This window comes from Mesorhizobium sp. M1169 (genome assembly GCF_040318345.1).
GTDB lineage: Bacteria > Pseudomonadota > Alphaproteobacteria > Rhizobiales > Rhizobiaceae > Mesorhizobium.
Genome location: NZ_JAMYME010000031.1, coordinates 43,992 through 64,956, shown reverse-complemented (window position 1 = coordinate 64,956; position 20,965 = coordinate 43,992). Strand labels below are relative to the sequence as shown.

The 20,965-nt window shown below is 60.5% G+C and carries 15 protein-coding genes and 11 pseudogenes; 18 read left to right on the top strand and 8 right to left on the bottom strand.

Annotation, left to right across the window (positions count from 1 at the left end; all coding sequences use genetic code 11):
• Position 1: 1 nt before the first annotated feature.
• Positions 2–291, top strand: a pseudogene (locus NKH41_RS24875) (tetrahydrofolate dehydrogenase/cyclohydrolase catalytic domain-containing protein); the annotation flags it as partial.
• A 102-nt stretch (positions 292–393) separates the two neighbouring features.
• Here NKH41_RS24875 and NKH41_RS34210 read toward each other — a convergent pair.
• Positions 394–1,617, bottom strand: a pseudogene (locus NKH41_RS34210) (ISKra4-like element ISMet1 family transposase); the annotation flags it as partial.
• 91 nt (positions 1,618–1,708) lie between these two features.
• Here NKH41_RS34210 and NKH41_RS24860 point away from each other — a divergent pair.
• Positions 1,709–2,253, top strand: a pseudogene (locus NKH41_RS24860) (IS3 family transposase); the annotation flags it as partial.
• Between the two features lie 177 nt (positions 2,254–2,430).
• The gene (locus NKH41_RS24855) at positions 2,431–3,009 is read left to right on the top strand and encodes a GNAT family N-acetyltransferase (RefSeq protein ID WP_352934473.1); all 579 of its coding nucleotides are present in this window, start codon (positions 2,431–2,433) and stop codon (positions 3,007–3,009) included.
• A gap of 4 nt (positions 3,010–3,013) precedes the next feature.
• On the opposite strand, the pseudogene NKH41_RS24850 reads toward NKH41_RS24855, so the two are convergent.
• The 4 genes and pseudogenes from NKH41_RS24850 to NKH41_RS24830 all read right to left on the bottom strand — a co-directional run bounded on the left by NKH41_RS24850 (position 3,014) and on the right by NKH41_RS24830 (position 6,804).
• A pseudogene (locus tag NKH41_RS24850) lies at positions 3,014–4,279 on the bottom strand (IS110 family RNA-guided transposase).
• Between the two features lie 49 nt (positions 4,280–4,328).
• Positions 4,329–4,952: pseudogene (locus tag NKH41_RS24845) on the bottom strand (IS1380 family transposase); the annotation flags it as partial.
• Positions 4,943–5,486, bottom strand: a pseudogene (locus NKH41_RS24835) (transposase); the annotation flags it as partial. The pseudogenes NKH41_RS24835 and NKH41_RS24845, both read right to left, overlap by 10 nt.
• Before the next feature lie 283 nt (positions 5,487–5,769).
• Positions 5,770–6,804 carry a hypothetical protein gene (locus NKH41_RS24830; RefSeq protein ID WP_352934470.1) on the bottom strand — a complete coding sequence of 345 codons (1,035 nt, stop codon included), beginning with the start codon at positions 6,802–6,804 and terminating at the stop codon, positions 5,770–5,772.
• Between the two features lie 342 nt (positions 6,805–7,146).
• Between NKH41_RS24830 and NKH41_RS24825 the strand changes: the two are divergent.
• The 10 genes and pseudogenes from NKH41_RS24825 to NKH41_RS24780 form a co-directional block, all read left to right on the top strand.
• Positions 7,147–7,345: pseudogene (locus NKH41_RS24825) on the top strand (IS30 family transposase); the annotation flags it as partial.
• A 193-nt stretch (positions 7,346–7,538) separates the two neighbouring features.
• Positions 7,539–7,745, top strand: a pseudogene (locus tag NKH41_RS24820) (tyrosine-type recombinase/integrase); the annotation flags it as partial.
• Between the two features lie 3 nt (positions 7,746–7,748).
• A pseudogene (locus NKH41_RS24815) lies at positions 7,749–7,994 on the top strand (transposase); the annotation flags it as partial.
• 202 nt (positions 7,995–8,196) lie between these two features.
• Positions 8,197–9,199, top strand: a pseudogene (locus tag NKH41_RS24810) (tyrosine-type recombinase/integrase).
• Between the two features lie 129 nt (positions 9,200–9,328).
• A complete protein-coding gene (locus NKH41_RS24805) occupies positions 9,329–9,487 on the top strand; it encodes a hypothetical protein (RefSeq protein ID WP_352934467.1) in 159 nt (52 codons plus the stop codon).
• Positions 9,488–10,686: 1,199 nt separating this feature from the next.
• On the top strand, positions 10,687–11,889 hold the full coding sequence (gene repA, locus NKH41_RS24800; protein ID WP_352934464.1) for a plasmid partitioning protein RepA: 1,203 nt from the start codon (positions 10,687–10,689) through the stop codon (positions 11,887–11,889).
• A complete protein-coding gene (gene repB, locus NKH41_RS24795; RefSeq protein WP_352934461.1) occupies positions 11,889–12,932 on the top strand; it encodes a plasmid partitioning protein RepB in 1,044 nt (347 codons plus the stop codon). Before repA ends, repB begins: the two co-directional genes overlap by 1 nt.
• A 158-nt stretch (positions 12,933–13,090) precedes the next feature.
• A complete protein-coding gene (gene repC, locus NKH41_RS24790; protein ID WP_352934502.1) occupies positions 13,091–14,296 on the top strand; it encodes a plasmid replication protein RepC in 1,206 nt (401 codons plus the stop codon).
• 88 nt (positions 14,297–14,384) lie between these two features.
• Positions 14,385–14,816 carry an antitoxin Xre-like helix-turn-helix domain-containing protein gene (locus NKH41_RS24785; protein WP_352934458.1) on the top strand — a complete coding sequence of 144 codons (432 nt, stop codon included), beginning with the start codon at positions 14,385–14,387 and terminating at the stop codon, positions 14,814–14,816.
• The gene (locus NKH41_RS24780; RefSeq protein WP_352934455.1) at positions 14,813–15,295 is read left to right on the top strand and encodes an RES family NAD+ phosphorylase; all 483 of its coding nucleotides are present in this window, start codon (positions 14,813–14,815) and stop codon (positions 15,293–15,295) included. Before NKH41_RS24785 ends, NKH41_RS24780 begins: the two co-directional genes overlap by 4 nt.
• Positions 15,296–15,331: 36 nt before the next feature.
• Here NKH41_RS24780 and NKH41_RS24775 read toward each other — a convergent pair.
• The 3 genes and pseudogenes from NKH41_RS24775 to NKH41_RS24765 all read right to left on the bottom strand — a co-directional run.
• Positions 15,332–15,545, bottom strand: a pseudogene (locus tag NKH41_RS24775) (integrase); the annotation flags it as partial.
• A gap of 65 nt (positions 15,546–15,610) precedes the next feature.
• Entirely contained in the window at positions 15,611–16,780 is a 1,170-nt protein-coding gene (locus tag NKH41_RS24770; protein WP_352934452.1) for a site-specific integrase, read from the bottom strand.
• A 9-nt stretch (positions 16,781–16,789) separates the two neighbouring features.
• Positions 16,790–17,887, bottom strand: a complete 1,098-nt coding sequence (locus NKH41_RS24765) for a hypothetical protein (RefSeq protein WP_352934449.1) — start codon at positions 17,885–17,887, stop codon at positions 16,790–16,792.
• A gap of 227 nt (positions 17,888–18,114) precedes the next feature.
• Here NKH41_RS24765 and NKH41_RS24760 point away from each other — a divergent pair, with 227 nt between their 5' ends.
• The 5 genes from NKH41_RS24760 (at position 18,115) to scpB (ending at position 20,964) form a co-directional block, all read left to right on the top strand.
• Positions 18,115–19,233, top strand: a complete 1,119-nt coding sequence (locus tag NKH41_RS24760; RefSeq protein WP_352934446.1) for an RHE_PE00001 family protein — start codon at positions 18,115–18,117, stop codon at positions 19,231–19,233.
• A gap of 159 nt (positions 19,234–19,392) precedes the next feature.
• The gene (locus NKH41_RS24755) at positions 19,393–19,848 is read left to right on the top strand and encodes a DUF1403 family protein (RefSeq protein ID WP_352934443.1); all 456 of its coding nucleotides are present in this window, start codon (positions 19,393–19,395) and stop codon (positions 19,846–19,848) included.
• Positions 19,790–20,077, top strand: coding sequence for a DUF1403 family protein (locus NKH41_RS24750; protein WP_352690472.1), 288 nt, complete (start codon positions 19,790–19,792; stop codon positions 20,075–20,077). The genes NKH41_RS24755 and NKH41_RS24750 overlap by 59 nt, the downstream gene beginning before the upstream one ends.
• A gap of 7 nt (positions 20,078–20,084) precedes the next feature.
• The gene (locus tag NKH41_RS24745) at positions 20,085–20,183 is read left to right on the top strand and encodes a hypothetical protein (protein WP_352690469.1); all 99 of its coding nucleotides are present in this window, start codon (positions 20,085–20,087) and stop codon (positions 20,181–20,183) included.
• A gap of 31 nt (positions 20,184–20,214) precedes the next feature.
• The gene (gene scpB, locus NKH41_RS24740; protein WP_352690510.1) at positions 20,215–20,964 is read left to right on the top strand and encodes an SMC-Scp complex subunit ScpB; all 750 of its coding nucleotides are present in this window, start codon (positions 20,215–20,217) and stop codon (positions 20,962–20,964) included.
• Position 20,965: the final 1 nt, after the last annotated feature.

Here is a 20,965-nt window from a genome sequence, read left to right as displayed (position 1 = left end):
CGTGGGGCTTGCAACAGTGATCGACGGAAAGAAGGCAGCGGCCTCGGTCATCGAGGTTGTGAAGACTGCGGCGGCAGGACTTGAAAACGAGTCCGGTGTGAAAACCGGACTTGCGGTTGTGATCGTCGGCGACGAGCCAAGGGCCGCATGGCTAGCGAATGCGGCTTCAACTCCATCCAGCACACGCTCCCGGCGGAGACGACGCAGGATGATCTGGCAACCCTGGTGGCCTCGCTGAATGAGGATCCCACTGTCGCACTGCACTTAAATGTAAGATTGTGCCGACCTCTGGCCGAGACCGGTAACTTCTCCGGGGTTACGCGGCGCACAGTAGGGGCGGTTTGGACTTGAATAGTGAGAGCACGCTCGGCTCTGGTGCTCGAATAGTGCCCGCAGTCGGTCGCGAAGCTCACTATTCATCTCGGCTGTCCGAACCTGCATCAGCATGTGAGCACCGTGTAGAGACCAGCGCGTCTGCTGCTTCTTGACCATGCGTTTGGCGATCACGGAATTGACCGCCGACTCGAAGGCCACGCGAAGTCCGGCTTGATAGCGCTTTCCGTAATTCACGATCGCACTGCGGTTCGAACGAACGTAGGTGAGGAGCTGAGGCCCGAGCTGTGGAGACGTACCATTGAGAGCTCGCCTTCCCCTTGCGAGACATTCAAACTTGACCAGACTGGGATCGGATCACGTGATCAGCGATCTGCTGCATGGGCTGGATCTTCGTGGCGATGTGGAACCAGTCGATGATGTGGGTCGTCGGTTTCGGCATGGCGCGCGGAAGCCGCTTCAGGATTTCGGCGCCCGTCCGAGATCACGGTGACGTCCCCAAAGCCGCAATACCCCTCTTCCCGAAGAGCGTGGAGCGCTCGATCGCGTATCGCAGGTTGGTCAGTGTTGGCGGTGACAAAGTAGCGGCCACCGACTTCCCCCCGACCTCCGCGACCGCATCTGGCCACGACGAGTTCGAAGTTTCGCGCTGAATTGGGATCGGCGCTGCGAACGTGCGCCGTATCGATGCTGATGACGAACTCTTTGCGTCGATCGCCAGGAAGCTGCATTTCGAGCTCATGTCGTTCCTCCACCTGCATTTTCGCGCGCCAGGTTTCCTCAGTGATCTGGTCGTTGAGCCGCTCGCCGACTTTGATGGTCCGCTTTCGCACGGTCGCATGCGTCTCGGTCGGTTCGATGGGCAGGAATTCGCGAGCACGCTGGCTCCCAGCCGGTACGGCATCATGCTTCCCAGTCGCGCCGTCAGTTCCATCAGCTCGGACGTGGCCCGATCCGGACAGATTTCCTTCAGCGGCGCGAACGCGCCTACCATTCCTGGGTGACAGTCCTGGCACAGCATCCAACGTGGATTGCGAACCTCCACAGTGCCAAAGACCGTTCGAATTCGGCCCATCGTGTAGTCATTGACCAGCCGAAACGTATGGCAATCGGGGCAGACCCGGCGAAAAAGGGCATAGGTCTCCGCCATGATTTTCTTGCCGTCGTCGATCGACAGGCCAATAACACCGTCGAGCAAGCGTTCGCCGCTTTTCTCAATCGAACTTCTTGGCGACAGACTCCGCCAAGCGCGCTTTTCCCCTCGATCGAGATCGTCCACTCCATCGCGTCACTTTCTCCGCAACAAAAGCGATAGTGATGGACAGCTGGTGCTAACAATTCGTGGCCGACCCCGGAGAAGTTACCGGCCTCGACAGCGGTGTCGGATCTGACGCTCGAGAAGCTGATCCTGAAAGAGGCGGCATCGGGAAACTTCTGAGCCCGCCCGCCGCCGCCGCTGCGTCGATCATGTCATGGCGAAGTTCTCCGTCTCGGAGCGCTTTGCCTGCAAGGTCCTCGGCAAGCATCGCTCGACCCAGCGCAAAGCCCTCATGAACGGGCTGATGAAGAAGGTTGCCGACATCATCCGGCTTGCCTCACGCTACGGCCGCTATGGGTATCGCCGCGTCACGGCGCTTCGGTCCGAGGGATGGACGGCAAATGCCAAAGTGTCGAGCGGATCTGGCTGCGGGAGGGGCTGAAGGTGGTCCCCCACAAACAACCCAGGAGAGGCCGGCTCTGGCTAATGACGGATCGTGCGTTCATCTTCGGCCCGAGCGCCTCAACCATGTTTGGTCCTATGGCTTCGTCGGGGGGCGAACACACAATGGCAGGAAGTTCCGCATGCTCAACATCATCGACGAGTTCACCCGGGAGTGCCTAGCGATCCGGGTCGACCGCAAGCTCAACTCCACCGACGTGCCACAACCCTCATAACTGAAAAGTTTGCAACATAGTCCTTTGAGCACGCCGGAAACAAAACTGTTGCCGAAATTTCTTAAAAGTTAACCCGATGAACGCGAATTCTACGAGATTATAGTCCACGTTTGTGGTGAGTGCCGCTCAAGTACAAGAGTCGGGTCGGAAAGGAACCTTCTGATGTACATCCTAGAAACGCCGCGCCTGATTCTAAGGCCGCCGTCGCATAGCGACGAGCTTTTGCTACATGGGCTTCTTAGGGATCCGTTCGTGGTAAACGCCGTTGGGGAAGGTGTCTATCCGACGCTAGAGCAGTCGAAAGCCAAACTGCTTAAGTTCATCAAACATTGGCAGGACAATCGTTTCGGCTTTTGGATGGTGTTCGTCAAAGATGAAAGCCAAGCCAGAAGATTCGCCGGCTATTGTGGATTGTGGCGTGCTGGCACCTATCTGCCGGAAGATCCGAACACCGTGGCAATCGGAACTGCCCTCCACCGTGCCGCCTCCGGGGAGGGAATCGGGACGGAGGCCGGCAAGGCAGCACTCCGATTTGCTTTCGAGAACTTGAAGCTTGACAAGGTTGCTGGATGTGTTCGTCCAACGAACACACGTTCATTGCGTAAAAATTGGAAACTCGGTTTTTGCTATGTAAAAGACATAATTTACAACAACAAGACGATGAAATATTTTGAAGCATCTCCCGTGACGGCTGTACTCTCGGAGGACTTACGTGTTTCAGCCTACACTGACCCGAAATAATTGCTTATGTTCCTCCGTGCGGATCAAACAGCTCGCCCGTCCGAAGCATCGCATGCATGTTTACTGCCAGCTTGCGCGCCAGGGCCACGGCCGCTCGCTTGAAGCCGAGCCGTTCTTTGAGCTCCAACGCCGAGGTTCGCAGGGTGCTGGTATCCGTCGACCGGTTCAGGATGACCGCGGCCGCCTCGTAAGTCCACGCAACTGATTGTCGCCACGGCGCGAGATATGTCCGTCATTATCGACCTCGCCGGACTGGTAGCGTCTCGGGGTCAGGCCCACCCATACACCCACGGCGCGCGAGTTTCTGAAGTTCGCCGGATCCTCCACGGCCGCGGCAAATGCGGCGGCTGTGACGGTGCCTACGCCGGGCACTGACATGAGCGGACGGCAGTGCTGGTCCTCACGCCATAGCGGCCAGCTGCTTGCTCAGCTCTGCTTGGATTCGCATATCACTCCACGCCTGAAGCATCGGTGCAACGATGCGCGCCAGCTTTGCTTCGCCCTGCAGAAGGTCGCGAACATTGCGCTCGAAGACGCTGCCGGCGCCCTTGGGCACCACAAGGCCGAACGTCTTCATCAACTCGCGGATCTGGTTGGATATCTGCAAACGCATCTTGAGAAGCTGGTGCCGTGCGGTGATCAGCGTGCGGATCAGCATGCTGTCGAAACCTTTGACCCCCAGCAGGTCCAGACATTCCTCACGCACCAGCTCTGGAAGGTCGCTGTCCGGTGCTTCGACAATTGCTTCGATACGTTTAAGTTGGCCGATCCTTTGCGGGACGGCGTGACCGTATTCGTAAAGCGCGGCGCGCAGTGCATTCACCAGTTCCGTGCGCTGATGGACAAGACGTTCGCGCGACCGGAACAACACCGCTCTGGCTTGCTGCTCTTCCGTCCGTGGCTCGACGAATCGCATCTCTGGACGCTGTGCAGCGATCACAATCGCCTCGGCATCGGCGGTGTCATTCTTCTGGCGTTTTACAAAGGGTTTTACGTATTGCGGGGCAATCAGGTTCACTTCATGGCCGAGCTTGATCATCTCCCGCGACCAGTAATGGGCGCTGCTACAGGCCTCCATCACAACAACCGCCGAAGGCTGACCTGCCATGAATTTCAGGAACTGCGACCGCGTCAGCGTTTTGCGGTAGTTTACTTGCCCTGTCATCGACGCCCCATGAAGCACGAAAACATTCTTTGCCAAATCCACTCCGATCATCGTATCTTTCTTCACGGTTGCCGTCCTTTCTGCTTGTGGACTTTGATCCACCATTTTGGCACATCGATGCCGTCTAAAGTGGGCGGCAACCACCCCATCTGCAATAATGTCCGTCGGCCCGGATCAGGATCCGTGTGTTCGGCCAGTTGCTCCGGATCGCCCGCACCAGGCGGCGCAGGTGGGGACGGATCTCAGCCCCGCTCGGCCGCTTGGCCGGCCGAAGAACCGCACGGACGAGCCGGCCGTCGCCATCGAACACCACGATCGGCTGGAAGCCGTACTCGTCGTAGTGGGCGTTGAACAGGCGAAATTGCTGGCCGCCATGTAGGGCATCAAAGGTGTCGTCAATGTCGAGCACGATCCGCTTCGGCACCTGCGGGAAGGAGGCGCAATAGAGGTCAACCATCGCCCGCCCCATGGCGACCAGCTCGCGCACGCCGGGCAGGTTCTCCAGCCGGCACAGCGTCGATTGCGAGGCCAAATCCCGACCCCACGGCAGCGCATCCTGGGCCACCTTGAAGACCGGATCGGAGCGCAGCCGGTTGGCGTCGTTGTCGTCCTCGTAGCCGGCGGCGATCATCTTCATGCGAAAGCCGATCATGTCCGCCAGGCTGTGGACGACCTGGTCCGGGCAGCGCGGATCGTCGATACAACGCGCCAGACGCTCGGCCACCCGCAGCCGCTTTTCCACCTGGGCCAAAGCCAGAACGCCGCTGTTGGACGACAGCAGCGCTCGTCGTAGTGAGCGTTGAAGAGCGACAGCTGCTGATGGCCATGAACGACATCGACCGTATCGTCGAGGTCGAGCGTCACGCTCTCGGGCGGCGCGGCATAGCTCGACAGCCACAGTCGACCAGCACATCGCCGAGCCGGATGACGGTCTTGAGGTCGGGCAAGTTCTCACGCGCGAGCATGTCGGCTGCGAGCACAGGTCGAGCCCGCTGTCGGGCAACCGTCCGGAGGCAAGCTTGAAGGCCGGGTCGGTGCGCAGCCGGTCGAGATCGCTGGCATCCTCGTAGCCGCAGGCGATCGCAGAGATGCGGGCGCGCAGGATGTCGGCCATGGCGTGCCTCACCCGCTGCGGGTGACGGGGATCGTGGATCGCAGCCGCAAGCCGGTCGGCCAGTCGCAAACGCCGCTCGGCGGCGGCCAGAAGCATAACGCCGCCATCCGATGTGATGCGTCCGCCATCAAACGCAGCTGTGATCTTCTTGCGTCCGACGGCTGGAAAACACAACGGCGGCAACGTATCGTCGGTCATGGCGGGTGTGGCTCGCGAGATCTGGTGGAAGGGTTGGCCTAAGCAACTGAATCCTACGCCAAATCAACCGCTTAAGCTACATCCGCCAGCCTCTCCAACACGCTGTCATGCATAAGGCGGGCTAGTCCCCAAGCCCCTCCGCTGGAGCCACCCTGAACTTGGCAGGTCGCTTTCTTGCCCAAAGCTGCGGCATATTGCGGTCCCACCGTGACCGGTACGCCGTGTCTTTGAGTATGAGCATCATTATTCTCCCGTCGCCGAATCGGTGTGTGCCGCTGTGGGGCTACGGCGCCTTTGCGGAAAGATAGAGTTGCGCTGCTCGGAGTGTGTCTTCAATATCTGACAACAAAAGCGGCAGTTTCGGACCAATGTGCTTGTTGTTTTGTTCGATTGCCCGGAGAAACTCGTCGTCATACACGGTCACATAGTTGAGTGTGACCATTGCGGCCTTCGAGAGTGCCGGGATTGTTGACGTATCTACTACGGTGCGCGGCTCTAATCGGAGAAGCGCGCTCTGGAGAATGGCTTGGTATTCATCATTGACATCGGCCCCTGTGATCACAACGATCGACCGTGGTTCGCGTGCGTGCCCAATCTCTGCCGGGCGCGTGAGCGCGACGTCTATGTCAGTCCAAGCGCGGAGATGTTTGCGAAGATTCTTGGGGTTCCGCGTTACGATTGCTGTAGAACGAAATCGCTCTCCCACACCACTTTTGATCAGCTCGCGAACCGGCATCCCCGCCCCGATCACGTAAAGGCGGTCGGGTAGCTCTCCATTCGGAAATCGATCAGCAATGATGTCTCGGATGGTGTGACAGTAGTTGAACGATGCAATGAATCGCTGTCGCTCGCGCGATGCACGACCTATATCAATTGCCAGTCGTGCCATCTGGAAAATAGGAAGGTTTGGGTCAAGAAGTTCGATAGCTTTCGCGAGATTATTGCTGATATAATTATCGCCAAGAACCTGGGAACGAGCGCCGGACGCAATCTCGGCAAGGCGCTGAATAATAGTGGCCGCACCTTCAATTCGTTCAGCTGAAAAGCCAGAAAATATCGTGCTATCGATATTTCTCAGTGCGTGCTCCGGACCATAGACCTCAACTCGCAAGCAGGATGCGACCAGGAGAACTCCGCTTCTTGCAAGATCGTTCGCAATTGGTTTGATCTTAGCCGAATGCCGCCCCATTGCCAAAGGCGAGGACATCTGGTGATCAACATAACGGCCAAGGAACTCGCTCATCGTTTCCTCCTGAAGTTGATTGAAGCTCAAGCTGCCTTTGAGGGCGGCACGTGTTTTGAGTACAAGGTCTTGCACCGAACCTCCCGTCGCCGCGAGATACTCCTTCCCTCGTCCATCGATCGGCCAGCTACGACCATGACGCTCCGGTCGGCAGCTGCTTCTTCGCACCGAAGCTCGCAAACCTCGTGCCAATTGGCGGATCGAGCCGAAGAAGAATATTTTCCGTGAAGAGTGCGGCAGGACGCCAGGCCCCACCGTACCGGGGTCGGGGACTCGACGAACCCGACGGTGGTGTCGGGGACCCGACGTTTTGTAAGGGAGCATAAGAGTTCGTGGGTCAGTTTATCGGCGCTGAGTTCTGTTGAGGGGACGGACGGCACCATCGACGTTTTTCCGCCAGCTCAAGCGCAAATGCAGACGCCGGATCTGAGCGGCTACTACTGTGTGGCCGATGAGATGGCACATGGGTGCAGAGCCAAGCTGCGCAAGCCCGTCCGTTTTCCCCATGTGCGCCAATCGGTGATCCAACAGATCACACATTGGCCGGTCGTCACAGCAGATCGCCGGCCACATGCGGCTGGAGCGTCATCCGATTTCCGTCAGCTACGTGGCAATTTCCGGGCTAGTACTACAGTTGCGCATTTGAGCGTCGCTTGTAGTGCGCGATGACGGCGTCGGCCTGATGTTGTCTGCGCCAGAGCGGATTTCCGGCATGGTCGGCACCAAGGCGAGCGTAGTGGTCAGGCGGCGATTGACCCGCTTGGACTCGTTTCGTTCGGCCTGCTCCAGGCGGCGCGGCGCAGGTCGGTTTGAGGCACGCCTTCGCCGTGCATCTGTTGGAGGCCGGTGCCGACGTGCGCACCATTCAACTGCTGCTCGGTCACAGGAGTCTCGCGACCACCGCCCCGTACCTGCGGATTGCCTCCAACAACGCGTGCGCCACGTCGAGCCCCTTCGAGCTCTTGCCGCGTTCGGCGCCCACCGTGCCGCCGCCTGCCAAGCCGCAATACTTCTGAGGGGTTGCCGCCATTGCCTATCAGAACAAGGCACTCGCCTACGGCCTGCTCTTTCGCGCCACCGCGGAGACGTTGCGGACGATCGCCGCGTACCCCGCACATCTCGGCGCCGAGATCGGCTTCTTTGCGGTGCTGCACACCTGGGGCCAGAACCTGCTCCATCATCCTCATCTGCACTGTGTTGTCACCGGCGGAGGCTTGTCCCGCGACGGCCATCGATGGATCGCCTGCAAGCCCGGCGTATCTCTATATGAGAAATGGCCATTTTCATCGGTCGCAAGCTTGGAAATCACGCTCAGCGGAGTTCCGCAACTCCCACAGCAAGGCGGCCGCCGTCGAACTTTCCACCGCGCCGACGCCGGCCGACGATCTGCCCGACATCGTCGATGTCTTGCTCGCTATGGGGCAGCCCGCGGACGATCCCGCAAACGACGAAAAGTCCCCCGCCACGATGCCAACGCTTGGCCTGCCGGCGCACCTGGAAAAACTCACCGACCACGCGCGAAAATCTGTCCAGGCGGCAAGTTCCGCCAACACCCGCCGCGCCTACGCCGCCGACTGGAAGCATTTTGGCGCCTGGTGCCGGCGCCAGTCTCTTGACCCATTGACGCCGGACCCGCAGGTCGTCGGCCTCTACATCACCGCCTGCGCGTCGGGGGCGGTAATGGGGGACAAAAAGCCGAAGTCGGTGTCGACGATCGAGCGCCGGCTTTCGTCGCTCACCTGGAACTTTGCCCAGCGCGGCCAGCCGCTCGACTGCAAGGACCGTCACATCGCCACCGTGCTTGCCGGCATTCGCAACACCGACGCCTCCCCTCCCCTGCAGGAGGCCATTCTGCCCAAGGATCTGATCGCCATGCTGAAAACACTCGATCGCGGCACGCTGCGCCGCCTGCGTGATCGCGCCATGTTGCTTTTGGGCTTCGCCGGTGGGCTGCGTCGCTCCGAAATCGTCGGTTTCGAATGGCCGCGATCAGACCGAAGACGGCCGTGGCTGGATCGAAGTTTTCCCCGACAAGGGCGTTTTGGTGACACTGCGGGGAAAAACCGGCTGGCGCGAGGTTGAGATCGGTCGTAGCTCGTCCGACGCTACCTGCCCGATGGTCGCGTTGCAGACCTAAGCTGAAACTGCCACGGATTGGGCACGAACCGCTATTTCGACGCGTCCCAGCCAAGGCAAGGCTGTCGGCGCCGAGCGATTGAACGACCAGGAGGTGGCGCGGCTGGTCAAGCGAGCGGCGCTCGCTGGCGGCGTGCGCGGCGACCTGTCGGAAGGCGAACGCGGCCGAAAGTTCTCCGGCCATTCGCTGCGCGCTGGCCTCGCCTCCTCGGCCGAGGTCGACGAGCGCTATGTACAAAAGCAGCTCGGCCATGCCTCGGCGGAAATGACCCGTCGTTACCAACGCTGGCGAGACCGTTTTCGGGTCAACCTCACCAAGGCGTCAGGATTGTAGAGGACAAAGTCCCCTCCCCCGCCAATCCGGCATACCTCTCCCAAATTCGGTTGCGTGCCTATAGCTCAACGCTGACCAATTCGCCAGCCCGTCGTTGCAAATCAGGAATTGCACTCCGTAATTGCGAGGATGATCAAGCCCCGCATCGAAACGCAACTCGCCGAACTGATTAGACACCTCCCAGCAGTGGCGCTGATTGGGCCGCGCCAGGTCGGCAAGGCTACCCTTGTGTTCGCAATAGCCGAGACACGGCCGTCGATCGATCTCGATCTCGAATCCGCGGACTGAGCCAAGTTCGTGGGAGGCGGAGCTCTATGTCGCCGAGCATGAGGACGAGTTGGTCATCCTCGATGAGGTCCATCGGCTTATCTTCGTGGTTTGATCGACCGCCGTCGCCGCAACGACAAGAAGACCGGGCGCTTTCTGTCGCTCGGTTCCGCTTCCATCGATCTCCCCAGGTAGACTGGCGAGGCGCTCGCCGGCCGCATCGCCTGTCTTGACATGCATCCAATTGACGGACTGAACAACTGACCCCCCTTTGGGTGCGAGACGGCTTTCCCGACAGCTTTCTGGCGGCGAGCGACCGCGCCGGTCAGCGGTGGCGGCAAGCGAGCGCCCTCCGCTTGCGCATTCGATCCGATCCCGCCGGATCATGGCCTGCTGGATGACGACGTGCGGTGCAGGAGCTGGGAGCGGAGTTCGACAGGATGGGCTGGCTTGCCGAGTCCGCCGAACGGCCAAGGCAATGCGGTAGTATGGCCGGCTCGAAGAAGCAGTCGTCAGATAGCGCACGTGCAGTGTACGCGCGAGGTGGACGAGCATCGCCTTCACGCACTTGCCGTCCGCAATTATGTCCGGCAGGGTGCTCCTGCACCACACTATTGATCTCGTGGGTGGCGCGAGAGAGTACCCGGGCGTCCAATCGTTCGCTGCGCTGACCGCTCAATAGCGCGCAACGACATCGTCGAGCTGTCCCAGGGGGTGTTTCTGCTCCACGCTTTCGCTAAGCGGGACGCCGATAGTCCGGTTTAGCCGGCGAACATCGAACGGAGGCATGCTCGTATTTGGGAGCATTTCGCAGGCGGGGAATTGCTTATGGAGATATGCCGACAAAGTCGGCCATGTCACCCGAGGTCCTCGCAATGGCCAGGACGCTGTTTTTCTAGACGCCCAGACCGCACATAGGATTGGGTCTGACCGCATGCTCCCGGAGATAGGCGTTCAAAACGGGTAAGTTTGATCCTGCGTCGCGGCAAGGAGCGAGACTGCGACACGTATGACAGTCTATGAGTCGGATTAGAGGTGACTAGCGGTTGAGTCTCACCAGGCTAATTGAGGCGGCAAAGTTGACTGCAGTCAACTTTGCCGAGATCTGGGCCTCGTTAAGCTTTCGTTAACATTAAAATTCTTGCCGGATCGAAAGAATCGGAGCTACATGCGGTTAGTGGGCCGGAGTGGGCTTCAAATCGCATGTGCGGGATATTTCGATGAATATGAAGCCGACGCTCCCTGAGGAGATCGCAGAGGTCGATGTGCTGTTGACCGAGCAGGCTCGTGAGTTGTCTGCCATGCTTCACGAGCATCGGCTGGAAATGTTCCCTCCAAACGCCCAGAAAACTCTCCGGCCACTCCAGTTGTCTGAGGCGGCGCAATATCTCGGCGTAACAAGTGGGTACCTGAAAAATTTGTCACTCGAAGGCAAAGGACCACAGCCGATAGTAACACCGTCAGGCCGTCGCTCCTACACGGCCGATCAGCTACTGGAGATGAGGCATTTCCTCGACAAAAACAGTCGGACGATGGCGAAATATGTCCCCCATCGTCGCGGGATCGAACACTTGCAGATAATTGCGGCAGTAAATTTCAAAGGCGGCTCCGCCAAAACGACGACGGCCGCCCACCTGTCGCAGCATCTGGCGCTCACGGGACATCGCGTGCTCGCCGTCGACCTCGATCCTCAAGCCTCGCTCTCTGCCCTGCACGGTTTTCAACCCGAAATCGATCATAACGAATCCCTCTACGAATCCCTCCGCTACGATGACAAACGAAAGCCGCTATCAGCGCTTGTTCAGAAGACGAACTTCCCAGGTCTCGACATTGTTCCCGCGAACCTCGAGCTGCAGGAGTTCGAATACGACACCCCCCTCGCCCTGTCGCAGAAAGATGGGTCCATGGGACGCATCTTCTTTGGGCGGCTCGACGACGCATTGGCTGACGTGGCGGAAAACTATGATGTTGTCATCATTGATTGCCCTCCACAGCTCGGCTACCTGACGCTGACGGCGCTTTCTTCGTCGACGGGCATTCTGATCACCGTGCATCCGCAAATGCTTGATGTGATGTCGATGTGTCAGTTCCTTTTGATGATGGGCGAGGTCATGGGTACCCTGAAGCGGGCTGGTGCGAATATGCGGCTTGATTGGCTGCGGTATCTGGTGACCCGCTACGAGCCGACAGACGGACCTCAGAGCCAGATGGTCGCCTTCATGCGTTCGCTTTTCAAACAGCATGTACTAGTAAACGAGATGCTCAAGAGCACTGCTATTTCCGATGCCGGGATCACAAAGCAATCACTCTACGAGGTCGACCGCGCCCAATTCACCCGTTCAACCTATGACCGTGCAATGGAATCCCTGCATCGGGTGAATACCGAGATCACGGGCCTGATCCACAGGGCATGGGGTCGATAATGTCCAGAAAGAATCTGCTGAGCTCGCTGACGGACCGAAAGTTGACTGCAGTCAACTCGGCTCCCGTCGCAGAAAACTCCGTCACTACAATGTCGCCAGCGCTTGAGCGAAACCGAAGCCGGGGTGCCTTCGGGGCCATTACAAGGTCGATTGACGAGCTGGCCGAGAAGGCACAGGCAGCCAAACGGTTCGAAGCCAGGCTTCTCGAAGGCGAGACCGTTGTCGATCTCGATCCCGACACAATTGATATCTCGTTCGTCGCCGATCGAATAGACGACGACAACGAAGCCTTCGAAGAACTGGTAGAAGCCATCCGCCAACGGGGGCAGGACAGCCCAATCCTAGTGCGACCGCATCCCGGAGTGGACGGCCGTTACATGACTGTTTTCGGCCATCGGCGTACCCGAGCGGCCAAATTACTCGGAAGACCAGTGAGGGCCGTCGTCAAGGAGCTTGGCGATAAAGACCATGTGATCGCACAGGGGCAGGAGAACAGCGCGAGGGCGGATCTCTCGTTCATTGAGAAGGCCGTCTTTGCCAGCAACCTGGAGCGCAATAGGTACGATCGCGACGTCATCATGGCAGCGCTGTCTGTCGACAAGACCGTTGTCTCGAAGATGATATCAGTCACCAAGGACATTCCGGACGAAATCATCAAAGCTGTCGGATCTGCCAAGAACAGCGGCCGAGACCGTTGGTATGACCTCGCCAAGAAAATCAGGGTAAGTGGCGTGTCTGTCAGGGAGCTCATTGGATCTCCCGATTTCAAGGCTGCTACCAGCGACGACAGGCTGGAGATATTGGCTCGACATCTGTCAGCAAAGAGCGCGGGCAAAGAGACGCCGCTTGCTCAAAAGGCGTCGACCAAGTCGTGGGTTCCTGATGACAAATCAATTAACGTTACCCTGAAGAAGACCGCGAAAAAGGCCACTGTCACTTTGGAATCCGCTGACGGCCCGCTTTTCGCCGAGTTCATCGCCGGGCAACTGGACGACCTTTATAAGGCCTTCCGGAAGTCCAACATGGAAGCAGCAGGAGAATAGAGACCGCAAAAGAAAAAGGCCCCCGAACGAAACCGTCGCGGAAGCCCTTCTCGTGTTCTAGCAAGCCGAGAATCTCATTTCCGCGAATCAGTGTCAAGAGTTTTAAGCGTCGATTCGGCGGGCGGATTTCTTTTGCCTAATTGAAGGCGAAGGAAGAAATGGAGACTGGTATTGCAACGACGCCCTTTGGGCGGCGGCCGATGTCGCTTGCCATGCTGGCAGCGCAAAACGACTCACGTGAGATCCCCAAAGACAGGGTCGTCGACAAGTGGCAGGTCTACCGCAACCTCTGCGAGGGCAAAAGCATGATCGGCATCGGCGATCGTGCCCTGGCCGTCCTGAATGCGTTGCTGTCATTCTATCCTGACAGTGAGCTGAGTGAGGAAAACGGCCTCATCGTGTTTCCCTCGAACGCACAGCTGTCGCTCAGGGCGCACGGCATGCCCGATTCCACATTGCGGAGGAACCTGGCGGAACTGGTGGATTGCGGTCTAGTCATCCGTCGGGACAGCCCGAATGGCAAGCGTTATGCACGGAAGGGGAGGGGTGGGGAGATCGAGGAAGCATTTGGCTTCTCGCTGGCGCCGCTGCTGGCCCGTGCTCAAGAATTCGAGGTGGCGGCCGAGCGTGTTCGCGCCGACAACAGGGCGCTCAGGCTTATGCGCGAGCGGATCACCTTGCAACGCCGTGACATCCACAAGCTGGTCGAGGCGGCCGTTGAGGAAGACGTGCCGGGCGACTGGGGAGGCCTGTGGAAGCGTTTCCGCGCCGTTGTGGAGGCAATTCCGCGCCGAGCTCGCATTGCCGAGCTCGAACCTATCGTAGCCGATCTGGCCGCGTTGCGTGATGACGTGGATAAGCTGCTGGAAATCCATACCGAATCTACGAATCCGAGCGGCAATGAGTCCCAAAGCGAGCGGCAGCAATCTGATTCAAATACCGACTCTATTTTTGAATTTGAACCTGCTTTGGAAAAAAGCGGGGCGCCGGCCGAGCCACTAACGAGGACCGCAGAGCCGCCGAAAAGCTATCCGCTGGGGCTAGTGCTGAAGGCCTGCCCCGAAATTGCGGACTACGCCGTTGAGGGGATCGGCAACTGGCGCGATTTCATGATAACCGCCGCCCAGGTGCGGGGATACCTGGGTGTCTCGCCGTCAGCGTATGAGGATGCCTGCCATGTCATGGGTCAGGAAATCGCCGCGGTGGTGATTGCCTGCATTCTGCGGCGGGCACATCAAATCGAATCAGCGGGCGGCTATCTGCGCGTGCTGACCGAGAAGGCGAGGGCAGGGGAGTTTTCGGTCGGGCCGATGCTGATGGCCGCATTGCGAGCGAACGGCGCGACTGCAAAGATGACAGGGTAACCGTTGGCGGATCGGTGGGCGCCGATGCAGGGGCTTGTATGGCGCATCATGTGAGGCTATATATTGCCTCACATGATTGGAGGGTGATATGCTAGCGTTCGGAAATGTCGCCGACGTGTTGGGGCTGCCCGTTAAAGAGGTGGCGGCGCGGTCGCCTTTCGGGCTGATCTCCCGGATCGAGGATGGACTTCCCATTGGGGCACTTGAGCGCGTTGCGCATCTTCTGGCACCTGGCGATGCTCAGTTCAAATACCGGCTGATCCCCAAGGCGACCTACGAGCGGCGCAAGACGGTACATCGCCTTTCGTCGGACGAGGGCACACGATTGGCCCGCGTCGCGCGCGTCTGGGGCCTTGCTGTCGATGTCTGGCAGAACGAAGAGGAAGCGCGCGATTTCTTGTTTCGGCCGCATCCGATGATTGAGGACAAGCGACCGATCGACGTCGTTATTCTGAGCGAGTTCGGCGCCGAAATGGTGGTCGATATCCTCGCAGGTCTGAAGTACGGCAGTGCTGCGTGACGGCGCAGACTCTCGATCGCACGCTATCGTCATTTCGCATCGGCGATCCCGCCGGCACCTACCCGATCTTCGACGCGACCGGCTCGACAATCGCGCCAGGGCGATGGAACACGCCCGGAAGTCCTATCATCTACACCAGCGAGCACTATTCGACGGCCCTGTTGGAAAAGCTGGTGCATGGCAGCGGCAGACTGCCGCCCAACCAGCACTACATCGAAATCACAATCCCGACCGGGCTGAGCTACGAGGTCTTTTCCCAGCCGTCACTGCCCGGCTGGGACACGATGCCTGCGACGGTGAGCAAGGGATTTGGCGAAACCTGGTGTTTAGAACGGCGCAGCGTCATCCTGCTGGTGCCGAGTGTCGTGGCGCGTCTCGATTGCAATGTGCTGATCAATCCGGCGCATCCGGAGTTTTCAAGGATCCAGACAAGTCTGCACCAGCCGGTCTACTGGGACCGGCGGCTGTTTGGCGCGTAACGGGGAGAGGGGAGGGGAGGGGCTTTCTGTCGGCCATAACCCCGAGGCTTTGGTGAGATTGACGCGGAACGGTCACGTCGGCGCTGATATTTGCGTGTCATCTCGGCCGCGGCATGGCCGAGATGCTTTTGCACAGAGCGTTCATCGACCTCGGCCGACGAGGCAAGCCCGGTGCGCAGCGAATGGCCGGAAAACTTTGGCCCGGTTCGCCCTCCGACCGGTCGCCGCGCACGCCGTCGGCAAGCGCGGCTGCCTCGGAACCAATAGTCCTGGAGCTGAGGCCGCAAGCTGTGATGCGTCGGATCGATCTGCGACTCAGACGATGATCCGCGCCGCCCGCCCGAGCGTGCGCTCGGCGTCATTGTAGTAGTTCGACGCCTGTTGCACCGAGCGGTGCTGCGACTGCTGCATGGCTTCGGGAAGCGGAATGCCGCGGCGGGCGGTTTCGGTGAGGTAGCCGGAGCGCAGGCCGTGGGCGGAAAACGCCATCGGATCAAACCCGGCCTCGGCGATGCGGCGCTTGAGGATCAGATTGACCGCCTGCGGCGTCAGGGCTCGCTTCTCCAAATTTCCCCAGCGGTCGATGCCGCGAAACACGGCGCCCTCGCTGATCCCGGCGCGCTCGAGCCAGTCTTTTAGGACCAGCACCGGGCGGCCGACGAGCAGCACAAAAGCGTCGGTGTCGGCCTGTGTCGTCTTGGTGCGGCCAAGCCGGATTTTTAGGCAGGGCAGTTTTGGCCCCTCTGGATCCTTGGGATCGGCGGGCACCGGCTCTTCTTCGATGATCTGCTCGACCCTGAGCGAAGCAATCTCGCTGCGGCGGCGGCCGCCGGAGGCAAAGGCGGTGATGAGAAGGGCGCGGTCGCGCACGTCGACGAGACGGTCGCCGGCGCAGGCTTTTAGGAGCGCGGTCAAAATGTCGGCGGTCACCGCCTTCCTGCTCTTGCGGCCGCGCGGGCGGGCGCTGGCGCGCACCGCCAACTTGATCGCGCTCTGAAGTCCCGGCGCGTTGAATTTTCCTTTAAGACCGCGCCATTTGGTCAGCGTCGACCAGCTGGAGAGACGCCGGCGTACGGTGCTGGGCGCGTGCGGTCCGTCGACGCGCAACAGTTTGGCTGACTTCAGCGCGGCGGTCACGTCTTCCGGCATGCCGTGCGAAATGTCGGTTTCACGCTTTGCAGGATCCCACAGGTGATGGGCGACGAATTTGATCAGCAGTGCCTCCGGCGCCGGCCAGGGCAGCGAAAAACCGGTCGCGGCAAGCGACCAGGCTTCGAGGTAGCCGAGATCCGAGGCCAGCGCCCGCAGCGAATTCTCGCCGATGCCTTCTTTGGCGAGATGGCGCAGCGTTTCTACGTCATCGTCGGTGAGCAGTTCGGCCAAAAAGTCCCTGCGGTCGAACGGCAGCACGGACTCCAGCGCATCGAGCGCCTCCGCACGGCGCAGTTTCTGGTCGGATCCGGGTTTTGGCAGGCGAAGGTCCATGACGGCGCCTCAGAACAGATATTTTCTGTCGGCCCACGCAAGCAGCACGGTGGCGTCACGATCGGCCAGCCGCACGCGCCCGGCGCGCAGGCCGTCGGCGATCGCATCGCCGACGTCCGGATCGACCCAGTGCCCGTGGGTCATCAGAAAGAACCAGGCGAAGGGCAGGCCGATTTCGGTTTCGATCGCCTCGGTCCGCTCCATCAGCCGATGCACCGACACGTCCTCATGGGCGAGCAGCCGCTCGGCCGGAGTCTTCAGCGGCCGCGGAATGAACCCGATCTCGCGTTTTTGGCCGGGACCCTCAAAATCGTGGATGTCGAAGGCCCAGTGGTCAAAGATGCGTACGCTTGCGGCACTTGATCGCGCCCAGTCGGCAAAAAAGCGGTTTTCGCGCGGAAAAAAATCGAACCAGTCCGGATTGGCGTCCAAAAACGCGGTGTCGCGCGTGCCGTCGGAGCCGACCTCGTGGATGACGCGGCTTTCGAGTTCGGGCCGGGTTGCCTCGCGCTGCTCGCGTTCGATGCGGGCCCGGCGCGCCAAGAAACTCCGCATGTGGACGATGCCGCCGCCGGTGCGACCGCGCAGCCGATAGACCGGTCCGGCGAGCTGCCGCGCCGCAACCGCGGACTCGCGAGTAACCCAGGTCGGCTCGAACAGATGGTCGGCACTGTTGGGGCGGTAGTCGCGATCGACCACCGGGCCGACCAGGAACTCGATCTCGCGGCCGAGCGAGAGCTGGACGAAGTCTGCCACGCCCGGCCCGGTCGGCGCAAAGGCGAAGGCGCTGGTGCCGCGCCATTCGGTGAATTTTTCGCCGCTCTCGCGATGCCCATTCCAGAAGGCGGTGAGGTCGCCGCCGACATCGGCCAGCGCGCGCTCGACCCAGGCGCGATGGTCGCCGAGGCGCGTGCCGTCGGCAGCGACGACAGCATGAGGGTTGCACCAGTAGGGGTCGTCGATCCTCGCGACGGTGAAGGCGAAGCCCGGAAAAGCCTTGTTGAGGGCCTGGGCGAGCTCGGCGTCGGCCGACTGCGGCTGCAGAGCTGCGAGCACGGTTTCGACGGAAGCGGGATCGGGCAGGCGGACGGTTTTTTGCTCGGACATGCCGGGTGCTTCTCTATTGGTCTATTGGCCAGAAAAGGCCGCCCAGAACGCCGACCGTACGACGCCGGCGGGTCATCTGCACGATTCTGGCTGATTTGCGGGTCAAAAACAATCACTATCGATAAGAGGTCATTATCGATAGTGATGTTTGTCCGTGAAGAAAGACGACGTAAGTCCAGTGATAGCCTCACTAGCTTGACCAACGCGAATCAGCCATCATGAAAACAATGGCTTACACGCTCGACAAACTGCCCCTGGACACCCTCATCGGGCCAGTTGCCCGCGCGACCGAGGTTTTGGTCCGCCTCGACGAGCGGGTCGCCCGTTCGCCGCTCCGCGACGGCTTCGTCGAGCGCCAGCATTTTGCCGACGCGGCTTCCGCGCTCTGGCTCGGGGGCGAACTCGTCCACCTCGAGGACCTCGTGCTGCACGACGCCCACATGGACATCCGCACCCCGACCCACGAACTCACCCGGGCGCACGCGGTGCTGCGAACCCGCCGGCGGATTTTTGCGCAAAAGCCGGACTGGGCGCTCAGCCGCGACGGTTTTTTGGCGCTGACCGGTCGCGGCGGCGCCATGCCGTCGGCGGGCCAAAAAAGCCGGGACGGGGAGGGGACAGGAACTGCCTCTGTGGAAGCCGACGATCGCGATGACGCCGAGGCCGATCTGCTGGCCGAAGAATTTGCCGAGATCGATGCCGTTCTGGCGCGCTCGTCAAAGATTCTCAGCGGCGCCGACGTGCCGGCGAAAGCGGCGCGCCCGGACGACCGGCCGGATCTGATTTACGATCTCGACTGGAATGAGGAAGAACGGCTGGCCGAATGGCACGCTGTGCTCGCGGAAACGCGGGGGCAACCAGTCGTCCTGCGCGCTGCGGTCCTGCTCGAAGCCTGGTCGGACATCGAGGTGCTGCAGCATGCCACGTGGCTCGGGCCGCTGCTGGTTGCCGCGCTGCTGCGACAGGAAGGACTCGCCGCCCACCATCTCGCTTGCCTTCATCTCGGTGCCAAAAACATTCCGCGGGAGCGGAGGCGGGCGCGCAAGCGCGGCGATCGGCTGCTCGCCTTGCTTGATGCCATTCACGACGCAGCAGTGGCTGGCCTCAAGGAACACGATCGGCTGGTGCTGGCAAAAAGCCAGATGGAGCGGCGGCTCAAACAACGGCGCGCCAGCTCGAAACTGCCCGACTTGGTCGAGCTGGTACTGTCGCGGCCGCTGGTCTCGACGGGCATGATCCAGGAGCGGCTAAAGGTGACAAAACAGGGGGCGCTCAATCTGGTCGGCGAACTTGGCCTGCGCGAGATGACGGGCAGGGGAAGGTTTCGCGCCTGGGGAGTGATCTGAAACGAGCATCGAGAGGTTGCCGCCCTTGTCGTGGGCTATGACAAGAGACTAAGGCACTGATAATGCAACATTATCGTTCGTTTTTTCAACATGACAGGCTGTGCGGAAAATGGTCTATCTGATGGCCGAAAGCGCACAGGCGATTTATCATGATCCGGCGTGATTCGAGCTCCCACCTCGCCTTTTGTCGCCTTGGCTACACCGACTGTGTCCGGCTGGGCGATCCCGCACGGACCAGTCGCGACCGATGCCGCGGCTGCCGTCATGGCAGGCGCGGCCCTCAACGCGCTGGACGTGCTGGTGCGCTCCGATCCGCCAAGGGTGGGCGCCTGGCGACAACGCCTGGCGCTGAGAAACGCAGTCGCGGCGGTGCGGCTCGCTGGCCGCATCGAGGACGAGGCAGCGTTGCGCGACGTCTGGAATTTGCCCCCGCCTGGGGCTGATTTGTCGGCAATCGGTCCCGCAGGTGGTTGGCTGCTTGGCGTCGGCTCGTATCGAGGGTGCCCGAGCTCGATGCCGACATGCTTGCCGGCATCGTCGATTTGTTCGGGTTGCGATGGGGCGAGTTTTTTGCTCTGTTGCCGACCAGGTCGTTCATCTGGTGGTGGACGATGACGGGAGACCGGCGCCGTACTCCGCCGCGGCGATCGTCGCTTACGTTTATCGTGCGCGTCGCGATGCCGAGCCGCTCGGTTGGTGGCTAGCGGACCTGGTGCTGGCGCGAAAGCTGCGTTGGCCAAGGCCGGTTCCGCTTTTGATGGCGCAGGTTTTTACGCCAGCCTTCCAGGCAGAAGGCGGGGCGCGGGATCGCGACGAGAATACGGCCCGGGGAGCAAAACTTTGAGCGGGCTGTGTGCCTGGCGCTGGCGCACGGCGCCACCGAGGCGTGCCGACTGGGAACTGAACTTGGCCGGCGCGCCGATAGGCTGTTGGATCCCAGCAACATCTGAAAGGAGCAGTGACATAAAGGAAAGCCAGCCAATGCTGGTCGACACCGAACTTAAGCATTTGCCGGCGGCGTTGCGATGGCGTGAATGGATGGGTCGCGTCGAAGCGGTGATCTTCGCCGCAAGCGAACCGGTGACGCGAGAGGTCCTGGCGCGCGTCGTCGGCAAGAGCTGCAACATCGATCTGATCATTGACGACATCCGCGACGAATTGCGCGGTCGACCCTACGAACTCGTCTCCGTCGCGGGCGCCTGGCAGCACTGGACGCGGAAAAATTACGCGGACGCCATTCGCGCTGCAACGGGCCAAGGTGCCGGCGGCAGTGCAGGAAGATCCCTGTCGCAGCTGGAAAATCTGGTCCTCATGTGCATTGCCTATTTCCAACCAATCACCCGCGCCGAGCTGTCGTCCTTCTTTGGCAAGGAAGTGAGCCGCGACCTGATCGGTGTGCTGCGTTCGCAAGACTTCATTGCGTCCGGTCCCCGAAGCCCCACCCAAGGGGCACCCTACACCTATGTGACGACCAGGACGTTTATGTCCCACTTCGGGCTCAACACGCTGCGAGACCTGCCGGACTTTGATGCGCTCGAGGATGCCGGATTGCTGTCGAAGGAGAAACTGCTTGCAGGAGAGAGTCCCTTCGGGCTTCTGGGTGCGAGGACCTGTCTGATGGCGAACCTGCCGGGGTTGAGGAAATCGGCCAAACAGAGTGACGGTCTCGGTGGCATTGGCCAGCAGGCCGCTGCCAACGAAGAGTTGTGGGTCGAAGTACCTGGAGTCTAGA